The 13,103-nt window shown below is 60.3% G+C and carries 14 protein-coding genes; 8 read left to right on the top strand and 6 right to left on the bottom strand.

The features are described from left to right. The first annotated feature begins 13 nt into the window (after nt 1–13). Both BFP95_RS09085 and phnN read left to right on the top strand, forming a co-directional pair. Complete coding sequence (locus BFP95_RS09085; RefSeq protein ID WP_065872697.1) at nt 14–409, top strand: hypothetical protein; 396 nt, start codon at nt 14–16, stop codon at nt 407–409. 202 nt (nt 410–611) lie between these two features. Further along, on the top strand, nt 612–1,184 hold the full coding sequence (phnN, locus tag BFP95_RS09080; protein ID WP_065872696.1) for a phosphonate metabolism protein/1,5-bisphosphokinase (PRPP-forming) PhnN: 573 nt from the start codon (nt 612–614) through the stop codon (nt 1,182–1,184). A gap of 59 nt (nt 1,185–1,243) precedes the next feature. Here the strand turns inward: phnN and BFP95_RS09075 are convergent, their stop codons facing one another. Continuing rightward, nucleotides 1,244–1,936 carry an ArsR/SmtB family transcription factor gene (locus BFP95_RS09075; RefSeq protein WP_065872695.1) on the bottom strand — a complete coding sequence of 231 codons (693 nt, stop codon included), beginning with the start codon at nt 1,934–1,936 and terminating at the stop codon, nt 1,244–1,246. Between the two features lie 74 nt (nt 1,937–2,010). On the opposite strand from BFP95_RS09075, the gene BFP95_RS09070 reads away from it, so the two are divergent. Then, nucleotides 2,011–3,132 (top strand): cytochrome P450, encoded by a 1,122-nt coding sequence (locus BFP95_RS09070; RefSeq protein WP_065872694.1) that lies wholly within the window; start codon nt 2,011–2,013, stop codon nt 3,130–3,132. Here BFP95_RS09070 and BFP95_RS09065 read toward each other — a convergent pair. After that, entirely contained in the window at nt 3,121–3,999 is an 879-nt protein-coding gene (locus BFP95_RS09065; RefSeq protein WP_065872693.1) for a LysR family transcriptional regulator, read from the bottom strand. The two genes, BFP95_RS09070 and BFP95_RS09065, sit on opposite strands and share 12 nt — an antisense overlap. A gap of 190 nt (nt 4,000–4,189) precedes the next feature. On the opposite strand from BFP95_RS09065, the gene BFP95_RS09060 reads away from it, so the two are divergent. From BFP95_RS09060 to BFP95_RS09050, 3 genes are all read left to right on the top strand, one after another. Then, complete coding sequence (locus BFP95_RS09060) at nt 4,190–4,378, top strand: type II toxin-antitoxin system HicA family toxin (protein ID WP_065872692.1); 189 nt, start codon at nt 4,190–4,192, stop codon at nt 4,376–4,378. A gap of 11 nt (nt 4,379–4,389) precedes the next feature. Continuing rightward, nucleotides 4,390–4,794 (top strand): type II toxin-antitoxin system HicB family antitoxin, encoded by a 405-nt coding sequence (locus tag BFP95_RS09055; protein WP_065872691.1) that lies wholly within the window; start codon nt 4,390–4,392, stop codon nt 4,792–4,794. Nucleotides 4,795–5,099: 305 nt separating this feature from the next. Then, nucleotides 5,100–6,602, top strand: a complete 1,503-nt coding sequence (locus BFP95_RS09050) for a M10 family metallopeptidase C-terminal domain-containing protein (RefSeq protein WP_065909889.1) — start codon at nt 5,100–5,102, stop codon at nt 6,600–6,602. Between the two features lie 9 nt (nt 6,603–6,611). On the opposite strand, the gene BFP95_RS09045 is transcribed toward BFP95_RS09050, so the two are convergent. Continuing rightward, nucleotides 6,612–7,808 carry an MFS transporter gene (locus BFP95_RS09045; protein WP_083207090.1) on the bottom strand — a complete coding sequence of 399 codons (1,197 nt, stop codon included), beginning with the start codon at nt 7,806–7,808 and terminating at the stop codon, nt 6,612–6,614. A 175-nt stretch (nt 7,809–7,983) separates the two neighbouring features. On the opposite strand from BFP95_RS09045, the gene BFP95_RS09040 reads away from it, so the two are divergent. Then, a complete protein-coding gene (locus BFP95_RS09040; protein WP_065882453.1) occupies nt 7,984–8,598 on the top strand; it encodes a DUF5666 domain-containing protein in 615 nt (204 codons plus the stop codon). A 125-nt stretch (nt 8,599–8,723) separates the two neighbouring features. Further along, nucleotides 8,724–10,091: a hypothetical protein gene (locus BFP95_RS09035; protein WP_065882454.1), complete on the top strand. Its 1,368-nt coding sequence runs from the start codon at nt 8,724–8,726 to the stop codon at nt 10,089–10,091. Between the two features lie 39 nt (nt 10,092–10,130). Here BFP95_RS09035 and BFP95_RS09030 read toward each other — a convergent pair whose 3' ends face one another. From BFP95_RS09030 to BFP95_RS09020, 3 genes are all read right to left on the bottom strand, one after another. Continuing rightward, the gene (locus BFP95_RS09030; RefSeq protein WP_065909888.1) at nt 10,131–11,135 is read right to left on the bottom strand and encodes a sulfate ABC transporter substrate-binding protein; all 1,005 of its coding nucleotides are present in this window, start codon (nt 11,133–11,135) and stop codon (nt 10,131–10,133) included. A 105-nt stretch (nt 11,136–11,240) separates the two neighbouring features. Next, nucleotides 11,241–12,065, bottom strand: a complete 825-nt coding sequence (locus BFP95_RS09025) for an ion transporter (RefSeq protein ID WP_049709249.1) — start codon at nt 12,063–12,065, stop codon at nt 11,241–11,243. A gap of 31 nt (nt 12,066–12,096) precedes the next feature. Next, nucleotides 12,097–12,972 (bottom strand): urea transporter, encoded by an 876-nt coding sequence (locus tag BFP95_RS09020; RefSeq protein ID WP_065872685.1) that lies wholly within the window; start codon nt 12,970–12,972, stop codon nt 12,097–12,099. Between the last annotated feature and the right edge of the window lie 131 nt (nt 12,973–13,103).

The raw sequence follows: 13,103 nt of genomic DNA, 5'->3' as shown, positions 1-13,103 counted from the left end.
TGAGGAAACGCCTATGACCGCACTCGCACGCATCACCCTGCTCAGCCTGGTATTGGGCCTGAGCGCTTGTGCGGTCCACCGGCCACCTCCTGCGCCTACCGGCCCGACCATCCCACCGTCGGGCCCGTCGACCCAGCCAGGCACCAAGCCTTCCGGTCCGGTGACCCCGCCGCCGAAACCAGTGCCAACCAAATCGCCAACCTTCGCACCACCTCCAGGCGCCGCCAGCCACTGGGACGGCAAGATGCAGGTGTATGTGCTGGAAGAGCAGCCCGACACCTTCTACCGCCAGCGCACGTATTACCGCTGGAGCAACGGCTGGAGCCGCTCCATCAGCCCGAACGGGCCGTGGGAAGAGACCGACGTGCAGGGTGTACCGCCGGGGTTGAGCAAGCAGTACGCGCAATGACAAAAGGCGACCTTCGGGTCGCCTTTTTCATGGCTTGAAACGCCTGCCTTCATCCAATGAAGCTGCCACAGGAGATCTCCTCGGCCATCAGCCCAGGGTACGCTACTGTAAACAACGAAATACCCGGTGGCGAACCGGCCTTCCTGGGGTAATGTGTGCGCCGTCGGCCTGGTGACCGGCGACAAGTAACGAGGGTGTTCTGATGGCAGGCAGGTTGATCTATCTCATCGGGCCTTCCGGCTCGGGCAAGGACAGCCTGCTGGATGCCGCACGTCCGCGTTTGGCCGAGCGCGGTTGCCACATCGTGCGCCGCGTCATCACCCGCTCGGCAGAAGCGGTGGGCGAGGCCGCGCGAGGTGTGAGCCCGGAGCGGTTTGCCGCGATGCAGGCCGAGAGCGCGTTTGCCCTCAGTTGGCAGGCGAATGGCTTGTCCTATGGCATTCCCAAGGCGATCGACGACTGGCTGGCGGCGGGGCACGACGTGCTGGTCAACGGCTCGCGCGCGCACTTGGCGCAGACTCGAGAGCGTTATCCGACGTCGCTGGTGTTGCTGCTGACGGTGGATCAGGCGGTGTTGCGCCAGCGCTTGATCGCACGGGGGCGTGAGGCGCTGGCGGATATTGAAGCGCGCCTGGCACGCAATGCACAGTTCACCGCCGAGCTGATCGACGGCAACGGTGCGGGGTTGTTCCTACTGGATAATTCCGGCCCGCTGGAGCATACGGTCGAGCGCCTGCTGTGCTGCCTCGACCACGGGCACTCGGCATGCGCTTGACTATCTGGGCCCCTAAACCCTGTGGGAGCAGGCAAGCCAGCTCCCACAGTTGATCTTCATTACCCTGCTGTTTCTATTCCAAACCGACCCGCCAATTCCTTGCGCCCCTTGGGCGTCACTCCCAATGCGCGGCTGTCCAGGTCCTGGGTCACCCATCCACGGCTGATCATGCTTTGCAGCAACGCCGCGCCCAATGCGCCGGCCAGGTGTGGGCGGCGCATGCTCCAGTCCAGGCAACCACAGGCAAAGCGACGGCGTTGCGCCCGCAGTGCGGTGACATCCAGACCCAGGTCAAGCATGGCTTTCTCACCCGGCGCGGTGAGCTGGTAATTACCGTCGCCGGCCAACCATCCGGTTGCTATGAAATGGTCGTGCAACTGCACGGCGAGTGTGCCGGCCATATGGTCGTAACAGGTACGCGCGAACTGCAGGCGACTGGGCGTGTTCGGCACAAACGCCTTGGCGCTGTGGCGGCTGATCACCATCAGGCTCTCGATGGCTTGGGCGATATGGGCCCCCGCCAAGCGGTAGTAACGATGACGGCCTTGGGTGTGCAGTTCGATCAAACCGTTCTCCTTGAGCCTGGCTAGGTGAGCGCTGGCGGTGGATGCGCTGACCTCGGCAATCACCGCCATTTCGGTGCTGGTACGCGCATGGCCGTCCATCAGCGCACAGAGCATTCGAGTGCGTGCGGGTTCTGCAATTGCGCCGGCGATGTGTGAGAGTGCGGCGTCATCGTCGTGGGCGTTCATACTTCGTTCCTGAGCGAATCATCACCGTGCGAGAGCGCCGATAGTAACGGTTCTTTTTGAACAGGACGTACTCAATGACGCCGCTTGAAGCCGCCACCCATGCAGACCCCTATGCCTACTACGCCCGTTTGCGGCGTAATGAAGAGCTGCTGTTCGATGCCGAACTTGGGCTGTGGGTCGCCAGCCGCGCAGAGACGGTCGGGGCTGTTTTGGCGCACCCTGACTGCCGTGTTCGCCCACCCCATGAACCGGTGCCTCCCGCCATTGCGCAACGTGCAGCAGGCCAGGTGTTCGCGCGGTTGATGCGCATGAATGAAGGCGCTGCCCATCGCTGCCCGAGGGCGATCATCGAACCGGCGCTGGCCGCTCTCGACACGCAGCAAATGGCTGTCGTAGTGAAGCAACTCAGCTCCCGTATGAATACCCCGGATGAATGGATGTTCACCCTGCCGGTATTGGTGGTTGCACAGCTATTGGGCGTGCCCAGCGAGCAGTTAAAAACCGTTGCTGATTCAACCCGGGACTTCGTGGCCTGCCTCTCGCCCTTGAGCAACGCAGCTCAACTGCAGAATGCCGATGCAGGCGTGTCGCAATTGAGGCAGGTGTTCAGTGGCGTGCTTGAGGAAACAGGGTTGCTGGCACTGATCCGCAGGGGGGATTGGCAGGACGCTGAAGTGCTGAATGCCAACCTGATTGGACTGTTGTCGCAGACCTGCGAAGCGACGGCTGGCCTGATCGGCAATACGCTGGTGTTGCTCTCGCGGCGTCCGGATCTGGTCGAACAGATCCAGCGCGCGCCGACCCTGGTCACCGCGTTGGTGGAGGAGGTGGCCCGCTATGATTCGCCGGTGCAAAACACACGGCGATTCGTTGCCGGGCGCTGCACGATTGGCCGCCGTGTTGTAGAGGCGGGGGATACTATTCTGGTGTTGCTGGCGGCGGCCAATCGCGACCCTGATGCGAACCCGGACCCTGACACGTTCCAGCTTGAACGTGCGCAACGGCGAGTCTTCAGTTTTGGTTCTGGGCGACACCATTGCCCAGGGCAGACGCTCGCGTTGACCATCGCCTCGAACGCGATTCTGGCAATGTTGCAGCGTCAGCCGAGCTTATTTGCCAGCGCTATCGCGTTCAGCTATTGGCCCTCGCTGAATGGCCGCATCCCCCGCTTCGACAGTACGGTCCTACAACGATAATCCCTGCACATACTCGACAAACGCCCGCGCCTTGGCACTCGCCATCCTGCCGGTGGGGAACACCGCCCATAAGTCCCTGGCCGGCAACGTCCAGTCGGTCAGTACTGGTTTCACTTCGCCACTGGCCAGTTCCGGCGCAAACATCCAGGTGGACGATAATGTCAGCCCCAAATGGCTCAACACGGCTGCGCGTACACCTTCAGCCGCAGTGACGCGCACGCGGCCGTGGGCGACGATCGGGTGCTCTGTGTCGCCCTGAGTGAAGGCCCAGTGCGAGCCTTCGCCGCGGGTATAGATGACTGCCTCGTGATGCAGCAAGTCCGCCGGTGTGAGGGGCTCGCCGAAGCGTTCGAAGTAGGCCGGAGTGCCCAGGATGATGCACGGCGATTCACCGATCTTGCGCGCGGTCAGGCTTGAATCATTCAGGTTGCCCATGCGCAGGGCCACGTCGATGCCTTCCTCGACCAGGTTGAGGCTGCGGTCGTCGAGCACCACGTCCACATTCAATTCGGGGAACTGCGAGAGGAAGGGGCTCAGGTGAGGAATGATATGCATCCGGGCGAAGGTCACCGGCGCGCTGATGCGCAGGTTGCCGGTGAGTCCCGCGCCTGCGCCACGGGCGGCGTCGTCGGCCGCGTTGGCTTCATCGATGGCGCGCTTGGCTTTCTCGAAAAAGGCCAGGCCTGCCTCGGTCGTCGTCAGGCCCCGTGTGGAGCGCAGTACCAGGCGCACCGCCAGGCGCGTCTCCAGTTGCGCAATGCTTTTGGAGACGGCGGGCTGGCCAATGCCCAGGCGTTTGGCGGCAGCGGAGAAAGAGCCGGTCTCGACAACGTGGACGAAGGTCTCCATGGCGGTGAGGCGGTCCATCGGTGATTCCTGTTTGGGTTGGCGGCGCCCAAGCCTAAGGCGATGGCCTGCGTGTGTCATGTGTTTAAGCGTTGAGCAGATGGGCCTTCAACATCCGGTAAAACAGCCGTCAGTCAGGATTGGTCATTTTATGTTTGAGTAAAGATAACTCTAGGGTTATTTTTATTCAGGCCAGGCCAAGGATGCTGAGGTGCAAAGCAGGTTATTGATCAAGGAACTGCAAGAGGCAGGCTGGGTGTTGGATCGAGTTACGGGCAGTCATCATATATTCACCCACCGCTATAACCCGTACACGATCCCCGCTCCCCATCCTAAAAAGGATTTGCCGCTGGGCACTGTCAGAAGCATCAGGAAACGCGCCGGCCTGTTTGAGTTTTAAGGAGAATATTCATGCAATACCCAATCTGTATCGAATGGGGCGATGACTTCACCGCCACCGGTATCCAGATCCCCGATATCCCAGGCGCGGTCACGGCCGGGGACAGTTTTGAAGAGGCCTACAAGGCCGCAGTGGAAGTCGCGCACATCAGGCTGCAAGAGATTGCCGCAGAGGGTGGGCCGATTCCGATGCCAACGTCGGTCGCCAATCATCACGCGCACGAAGACTACGCCGGCATGGGTTGGGGGATGTTGGAATTGGACATCTCGCCCTACCTGGGCAAGACCGAGAAGGTCAATGTGACGTTGCCTGGTTATGTCATCCAGCGCATCGACCGTTATGTGCGTGAGCATAAGATCAAGAGCCGTTCTTCCTTCCTGGCGGATGCTGCGCTTGAGAAGCTGGTGCGGTCCTGAGGAAGGGTTAATGGATGTGTCCTCAGCGCTGGAAAAACGGCGTACTTGAGTAACCACTGCTTTTTTAGATTTTGTTTTTCTCTTGCCAAAACAACTCGATACCGCCCGGGCATTTGTGTTGTCGAGTGTTTAAATTGCAAAGGAATTCCTGGGTGTATCGCCTTGTGTTTCGGGGCTCACAGGTGTTGCGGTTAGAACCAAATCTGCGTTGGTATCAGATTTTTCAACGTGCGAATTTACCTCTGGAGTGATTGGCCGACGATCCGTTGGCCGGCCCTATTTATTAAAACCAAAGGTGCCGCACAATGAACAATTATGACCTGCGTAGCGTTATTCCGCTTCACAACCTACCGGTATCGGACCCCGGCCCGTTTGGTGTGGGGGCTGGTAACAAGCCGACTTACACCACGGACCAGGCAGCCCAACACATCACGCGGGACAACCTGCGATTTCATGACCGTAACGGCGACTCGAAGGTCGACGTGAATTACACGGTGGACAACAGTTTCACCAAACCACAGCAGCAACGCGTCCGCCAGGCGGTGCAGTCCTGGCAGGACGTAGCCAATATCAATTTTCGCGAGCAGTCAGGCAACTCGGACGGCACGCTCAATATCCGCAATAACCCTCGCGGTGATCGTGGGGTTGCCACATTTCCCGGTCGCTCCACTGCCAACACATCTGCCACGATCGGCACGCTAAGAGAGAGCGGGTCGCCGGCATTGGGCAGTCACTTTTCAGTCACTGCGATCCATGAAGTGGGCCACGCCATTGGCCTGCACCATCCGGGGAACTACAACGGCGGTGGCTCCAATTACCAGAACGGCGCGGTCTACGCCGAGGATACAAAGGCGCGCACGGTGATGAGTTATTGGTCGGAGAAGAATCAGAAGGGGCACGACTTCAAGGGGCAGAACCCCTCTGCGCCGATGATGGACGATATCGCGGCGGCGCAACGCTTGTACGGGGCCAACCACCAAACCCGTAACACCGACACCACCTATGGCTTCAATTCCAATACCGAGCGAGAGGCGATGAGCCTCAATAGCGCCAAGGACAAACCCGTGTTCTGTGTCTGGGACGGTGGTGGTGTCGACACGCTGGATTTCTCCGGCTTTTCCCAGGACCAGAACATCAACCTGAATGCCGAATCGTTTTCTGACGTAGGTGGGTTGAAGGGCAATGTGTCCATTGCCAAGGGTTGCACGATTGAAAACGCGATTGGCGGCTCTGGCCGGGACACGATATCGGGGAATGAAGCCGGTAATCTGCTCAAGGGGGGTGGGAGGGGCGACACCCTGAGAGGCGGTGGCGGCGCAGACACCTTTGTCTACGACAAGGCCAGCGACTCCACGCCATCCGACCCTGACATGATCGAGGACTTCACCAGCGGCACCGATAAGATCGACGTTTCGGGCGCCATGAAGGACGCGGGTGTGGGGGCCCTGGTGTTTACTGACCGGTTCACCGGGCGAGCGGGTGAGGCGATGCTCAAGCATGACCCCCGTACGGGCCTCTCAAGCCTGGCTATTGACCTGAAAGGCACGGGCAACGCAGACCTGGTAGTCAAGAGCAAAGGGGAGATCAAGCCAGCCGACGTGCAGGGGGGCGGTAAGACACCTAACGTCCAGCCTTTACCTACGCCGACGCCTGCCCCTGCACCCGCCCCGTTGCAGGATAAGACACTGGAAGGCGCCGCCGGCTTGATCCAAATGTTTGCCATCACCCTGTTAGCGTTTTTCGCGCAGCTGATAAGCCTGATAACCTCGCCGTCCGGCCAGGCATCCGCGGGAAAACACCAGCCTTAAACCCGTCACTCAAGCGGTGGCAGCCGTGGCCTGACGCGAAGCGCTGAGGAACCGCAACAGCGCCAGCAACGGAAACGCGCTGCCCACCAGCATCACACCCAGCCAACCGCCGTGTTCATACACGCTGCTGGCAATCGCCGAGCCGAAAGCGCCGCCGATGAAGATGCTGGTCATGTACAGCGCGTTCAGTCGGCTGCGGCTGTTGGCGTCGAGGGCGTAGATGGCGCGTTGGCCAAGCACCATGTTCATCTGCACGCAGAAGTCCAGGACCACGCCGGTCACGGCCAGGCCGATGACGCTGTACAACGGATGTACGAAGGCTGGCAGGAAGCTCAGCGCGGCAAACAGCATGGCCAGCAACGAAGCGCGGTGGGTATGGCCGGCGTCGGCCAGGCGACCTGCGATAGGCGCGGCGATGGCACCCAGGGCACCGACCAAGGCAAACAGCGCGATTTCACTTTGGCTCAGGCCGTGGTTACGCGCCAGCTCCAGTGGGGCGGCGGTCCAGAACAGGCTGAAGGTGGCGAACATGCAGCCCTGGTAGAACGCCCGTTGGCGCAGTACCGGTTGCTGACGCAGCAAGGTGCCCAATGAACCCAGCAATTGGCCATAGCTGGCGGAGTGATCCGGCTGACGTTTAGGAATGGTCAGCATCAGCACCACGCTGATAAATGCCATCAACGCCGCCGCCGCCATGAACATTGCGCGCCAGCCAAAGTGGTCCGCGACCACGCTGGACACCGGTCGGGCCAGCAGGATACCCAGCAACAGGCCACCCATGATGCTGCCGACTACACGGCCACGGGACTCGGCGGGCGCCAGGTGCGCGGCCAGCGGGATCAGGATCTGCACCGACACCGAACTGAAGCCGATCAGCAACGACACCAGCAAAAACAGGTTGGGTTGTTCGGTGTACGCTGCCCCCAGCAGGCTGGCGATAGCGAGCACGGTAGTGGCGATCATCAGCTTGCGGTTTTCCAGCAGGTCGCCCAGGGGCACCAGGAAAAACAAGCCAAGGGCGTAGCCGATTTGCGTCAGCGATACGATCAGGCTGGCCATGGCAGGCGTGAGGCCGATGTCCGGCGCGATCAGTTCGATGATCGGTTGCGCGTAGTAGATGTTGGCGACGATGGCGCCGCAGCAAAACGCAAACAGCATCACCATGCTCCGGGTCATGGTGCTTGTAGCGTGGGAAGTAGCGTTCATGGTGTTCTCATAAAAGCGAAGGAAGTGGGGCGAGCCTAAAGACAACACCGTAGCCTGGGTAGGCTGGTGGCAGTGATAACACCCATGCCCGGTAATGATGAGTGAATCGTTAACTTTCTGCGCGAAGGGGGATGATACATTCAGAAACAACCGCCGAAACAGGAAATCCATTGCAATGAAGATCACGTTGAACAAGATGCTCCTGGCTTCCACGCTTGCTGCCGCCATGGCCGTAGGGCTGGCCCAGGCTGCCGAGGCCCCGCGCGTGGGCGTGCGCGGCGCCATCACCGCCATGGACGGCGATACGATGCAGGTCAAGGTCAACAGCGGCGAAGACGTCACGGTGCATTTGACACAGGCCACTCAAGTACGCGCCGTCACCCTGGCCAAGATCGACGAGATCAAGCCCGGCAGTTACATCGGTTCGGCGGCCATGCCCAATGCTGATGGCACGTTGACTGCGCTTGAAGTGCATGTGTTCCCACCGGCCATGGCCGGCACGGGCGAAGGGCACCGCGCGTTTGATTTGAAAGAAGGCAGCAGCATGACCAACGGCACCGTTGGCGACTTGGTGGTCAGCAACGGCCGTACCCTGACCGTGAAGTACAAAGGCGGCGAGAAGAAGATCGTGGTGCCGGAGGGTGTGCCGATCGTCAACCTGGAACCAGGGGATCGCAGCTTGCTCAAGGCGGGGGTGAAGGTGGTGTTGTTTGCGGCGCAGGGGGCGGATGGGACGGTCACTGCCCAGGCCATCTCGGCCGGCAAAGATGGCGTAACACCCCCTATGTAGTTGGCTTTTTCATATAGGCTGGTTCCGACGCAGTTACAGGACTTGTCTGGCAAGGCCGCAGGGGCTGCCTGTCGTAGATTCGACGCATGCACGCTCGCAGGCTGAATCAAGACAGGAACCTCACTATGCGGATTATCCAGATGTTGATGCCTTGCCTGCTCGTACCGGTCATCACAGTCGCCGCTGAAAAACAGCTCGAAACGATCACTCACACGGTTTACGTCGAGCGGATGGCCGCGGCTACCGCATCCGCCTGGCCGAGGCTGGCAACAATGGAGCGCCTGAAAGGCCAGACCGGATTTTATGCTCAGGCGCAGATTCTGGTGTACGACGGCGTTTCGGCCTGGCTGATCGATGCAAACGGTTATCGGGCGATTGCGGCGGGACCTGTACACGCGCTTGGTTTTTCGTCGGATTACAAATCCTTCAAGGAACTGCTGTGGGAGGGGCGACCCACCGTCTATATGGGCCTGGGTCAAACCTTGCCAGAGGTTGAAGCGCGCAACATGCTCAACAATCCCAGCGCAGTGCCAGCATTGTTTGCACTGGCAACCCATGAAGCCTTTCATTTCTTTGGTCAGGCCGGTTGGCAATTGATTTCGGGCTCGCGCGCCGGGCGTTATCCTCTTCAGGCCCAGCCCAGGCAGTACCGGCAACACTTGATCAACGCCTTATATGCATCGCTGCAAGGTGATCCCCAGGCGTTGGGCAAGGCGCGCTATTGGCATGACCGTTGGCAGACCGAATTTGCCCTGGAGGCTCAGGACATTCGCTACTACGACATTCTCGAAGGCACCGCCGAATACATAGAAGGGCTTGCTCGGACTTTTGCGAGTGTTGCTGCGGATGAGCCTGAAGCCTGGGCGCAAGGCGTGATGGCACGCTTCCCGAGCGCTGCAGCCTTGTCTCTGGATGGCGAAAGCTACGCGTTGGGCGCATTGGCCATTTATATCCTGGACCGTCTGGACGCCAATGGGTGGCAGTCAATCATCGAGGGGCAAACTCCCGTCCAACGTTTGCTGGCGAACGTGAGGCAGAGCGTCGATGTGCCTGATGCAGCGCTGAATCGACGGATCGCCGAGGAGATTAGCGAGCGCAATCGGCACCTGGCGCGGGTCATTGATCCTGTCATTACACAGCTGAAGCACCCCGACACGGTACGCCTCATGGTCCCCATGAGCGCTGTGGCCGGGTCTATCAGCATGAGCGGCAGCTATCAGGTTGAAGAGGCGCCCGACGAGATGCTCGTGGATTTCTCGGCACAGTTCTCACCATCAAAAGGTCGTGTCACGTTTGATCGTGCCACGGTTGCACTGGCCGTCAGCGAGGCCTGCGGTGAGAAGAGTGGCTTTGTGGTGGTGCCCATCGCCGCGAGTGAGTTCCCGAACGGTCCGGCCGGGCGACTGCGGTTGAAGGGGGCTGGGTTTGAAGTCGATGCGCCGTTTCCCAGGAAGGGTACAGGCAGTGAGGGTGTGTGGTGTATCCCTGCATAAAGCAAAAGCCCCTGAACTCAGGGGCTTTTGAACCAGGGCTTATTGACCGGAATAGATCTGGTCAAACACCCCACCATCATTGAAGTGAGTCTTCTGCACCGTGCGCCAGTCACCAAAGGTCTTCTCCACCGACAGGAAGTCAACTTTCGGGAAGCGGTCGGTGTATTTGGCCAGCACTTTCGGATCACGTGGGCGCAGGTAGTTGTTCGCCGCGATCTCCTGGCCTTCCGGCGACCACAGGTACTTCAAGTAGTCTTCGGCAGCCACGCGGGTGCCTTTCTTCTCGACCACCTTGTCGACCACCGACACCGGCGGCTCCGCTTCGGCAGAGACGCTTGGGTAGATCACTTCGAACTGATCACGGCCGAATTCACGGGCGATCATTTCAGCTTCGTTCTCGAAGGTCACCAGCACGTCGCCGATCTGGTTGGTCATGAAGGTCGTGGTAGCCGCACGGCCGCCGGTGTCCAGCACAGGCGCCTGTTTGAACAGTTTGCCGACGAAGGCCTTGGCCTTCTCTTCATCACCGCCGTTTTTCAGCACATAACCCCAGGCCGAGAGATAGGTGTAGCGGCCGTTACCCGAGGTTTTCGGGTTGGGCACGATCACTTGCACGCCGTCCTTGAGCAGGTCCGGCCAGTCTTTCAGGGCTTTCGGGTTGCCTTTGCGCACGATGAATACGGTGGCGGAGGTGAACGGTGCACTGTTGTTCGGCAGGCGGGTGACCCAGTTGTCCGGCACCAATTTGCCGTTGTCGGCCAGGGCGTTGATGTCGGTGGCCATGTTCATGGTGATGACGTCAGCCGGCAGGCCGTCGATGACCGAGCGCGCTTGTTTGCTGGAACCGCCGAAAGACATCTGCAGGGTCAGCTTGTCGTCTGGGTGCTCGGCTTCCCAGTGTTTCTGGAAGGCGGCGTTGTAGTCCTTGTAGAAATCGCGCATCACGTCGTAGGAGACGTTGAGCAGTGTGACCGGGGCAGCCTGTGCGGCGCCCGCCAGGGCAAGGCCGGCGGCCAGAAGAGAGGCGCTAACGAGTTTTTTCACTGCTCATTCCTTGTTGTTCGAGAAGGTTACTGTACGCGTGAGGGCATTTTGCCAGCGACTATAGCTGGCGGCGCATAGACGTTTAAAGATTAAAACGCACTTTGCTTATTCCACTTTACGAAAAAGATTACTCCCACACCGCGAGCAGAACGCGGCGTTGGGCTCATGGCTGTCTTTCTTGCACACCGGGCAGTCGGTCTGCAGCTGTTCGCCGCGCATGGCACTCGCCAGTTCGGCGGTGAAAATACCGGTAGGCACGGCGATGATCGAATAACCGGTGATCATCACCAGCGACGAAATCACCTGGCCCAGCGGCGTCTTCGGCACGATATCGCCAAAGCCCACGGTGGTCAGCGTGACGATGGCCCAGTAAATACCTTTGGGGATGCTGGTAAAGCCGTGTTCCGGGCCTTCGATCACGTACATCAAGGTGCCGAATACCGTGACCAGCGTGCACACGCTCACCAGGAACACCACGATCTTCTGCTTGCTGCCGCGCAGCGCCGCCATCAAGTAATTGGCCTGCTTGAGGTACGGGCTGAGCTTGAGCACGCGGAAAATCCGCAGCATCCGGATGATGCGGATGATCAGCAGGTACTGCGCGTCGCTGTAATACAGCGCGAGGATGCCGGGCACGATGGCCAGCAGGTCCACCAGCCCATAAAAGCTGAAGGCATAGCGCAACGGTTTGGGCGAGCAGTACAGCCGCAGCCCGTACTCGATCAGGAAGATGAGGGTAAACCCCCACTCGATATAGGCCAGCACGTCAGCGTAGTTCTGGTGGATCTGGTCGATGCTGTCGAGCATCACGATCACCAGGCTGGCGAGGATGATCAGCAGCAGGATGCCGTCAAAACGCCGTCCGGCCTTGGTGTCACTTTGAAAAACCATGACGTAGAGCCGCTGGCGCCAGTCGTTGTTGCTGTCCATAAATCCCGCCTGAAACTGATATCGGGCAAGCCTAGGGGGATTCGAAGGGCCTGTCCATGCAGGGTTTGCGTAGCACGCGACCGCCTGCGCGCACCAGCCAGCAAGCAAGGATGAATGGCGCGGTCAACGCGGGCAGGTGCAGGGCGGCAAAGCCCGGCGTGAGGAGGATCGCCAGCACGATGCCGAGCAGCGGCAGCCAGGGTTGCCGGCGCACTTGGCTCAATGCCAGCGCTGCCAATGCAGGGTTGTAGCTGTGCAGGCCGAGGAGGGCGCTGGCGTGTTCGTCCAGCCACAGCGCAATCAGCACGCCGACACTGGCGCCAATCAAGGCCCACACGGCGGCGCGGCGGTTGGCCAGCCACAAGCCCAGCGCAATCAGGGCCCCGGCGATGGGCTGGTCCAGCAGCATGATTTGGGCGAGTCCGATAAAAGGTGCCGTGAGGATGTTCAAGGTGTCGGGTTCGCTCAGGGTAAGTGTACTCTCCGGGACCATGCCCAGTAGCAACCAACCCAGTACGACAAAAGGCGCGGTATACGCTGGCAAGTCATCGGGCTGACTGGCGCGCTTCAACCATTGCCGGGTCAGGATCGCACTCAAGCCACCGCACGCCAGGATCAGCGGTGGCAACAAGGCCGACCAGGCGAAGCAATGGCTGATCAATACGCCCAGCAACACGCCGTTGTAGCTATAAAGGCCGGCCTGGCGCTCAGCCTTGGGATAGCCGCGGCGCTGAGCCGTGAGCAACCCCGCCACACCACCCAGCAACGCCCCGCCGAACAAGGCGGGGGCGCCGATCAGGATGGCCAGCAGGCACAGCAGGCCACACAGCGGCTGGCGCTGCAGGAAGATCTGGCTGAAACCGTTGAGCAGGGCTTCGGCCCAGTCGGGGCAGGATGGGTTGTGCATTTGGGGTCATTCAGTCAGACCGAGTTGCCCCCTTCGCGAGCAAGCCCGCTCCCACATTCGATCGCGTTCAGTCAGGTAAAACGCGGTCGAAAGTGGGAGCGGGCTTGCTCGCGAAGGGGCCCTTACAGACG

The organism is Pseudomonas sp. 58 R 12 (assembly GCF_900005865.1).
In the GTDB taxonomy this organism is placed as follows: Bacteria; Pseudomonadota; Gammaproteobacteria; order Pseudomonadales; family Pseudomonadaceae; genus Aquipseudomonas; species Aquipseudomonas tritici.
The sequence above is the reverse complement of the archived record's forward strand: the minus strand, read 5'-3'. Positions and strand labels throughout refer to the sequence as shown.